Here is a 719-nt window from a genome sequence, read left to right on the forward strand (position 1 = left end):
GGCGGCTTCGGCGGTGCCCAGGGCGCCGGCGTGAACCACCAGGCGAGCGACTTGTCACAGCCGTCGCCGGCAGCGACGGGGGCCTGCGGTGTGCATCCCGCAGCACCTGGCGGGCACTTGATGCGGATGTGGAAATGCGAGTCATGGCCGTATTCCGGCCGGAGCTTGCCGAGATTGGTGCGATCGCCTGTCCAGGTGTCGCACATCTTCTTCTTGATCGCCGGATTGACGAAGATGCGCTCGACCTCGGGATAGCTTGCCGCCAGCATCAGCAGCCGCGCCCGCGATTGCGTCCATACCTTGGGGTCGACGGTCAGGAACTTGTCCTTCTGCAGCATGGTGGTGAAGGGCAGATTCTCGCGCTCTTCGGCCGTCATGCGGCGCGCGGGCATCGGCGTGAACCAGACGTCGGCATCGAGGCCGATCTGATGCGAGGCATGGCCGTTGAACATCGGCCCGCCGCGCGGCTGTGCAATGTCGCCGACGAGAATGCCCGGCCAGCCGGCATATTTGACCCCATCCTGCGAAAGACGTTCGAGCAGCGAGATCATCGCCGGATTGCCCCAGCGGCGATTGCGCGAAAGCCGCATCGCTTCCCAGGTCGGCCCGTCGGTCGGCAGCGCCACCGCACCCGTCATGCAGCCCTTCGCGTAAAAGCCGATCGGCTGCGCCGGTCCCTGCGTTGGCAGGCTGACGGCGCCGAACTGCCCCTTGGCGCT

General features: G+C 66.5%; 1 protein-coding gene. It reads right to left on the bottom strand.

All coding sequences use genetic code 11. The features are described 5' to 3' along the window. On the bottom strand, positions 1-719 hold a 719-nt coding region (gene mepA / locus MOV76_RS39325), incomplete at both ends, for a penicillin-insensitive murein endopeptidase (RefSeq protein ID WP_247266612.1).

The organism is Rhizobium sp. PRIMUS64, from assembly GCF_023006465.1.
Taxonomy (GTDB): Bacteria; Pseudomonadota; Alphaproteobacteria; order Rhizobiales; family Rhizobiaceae; genus Rhizobium; species Rhizobium leguminosarum.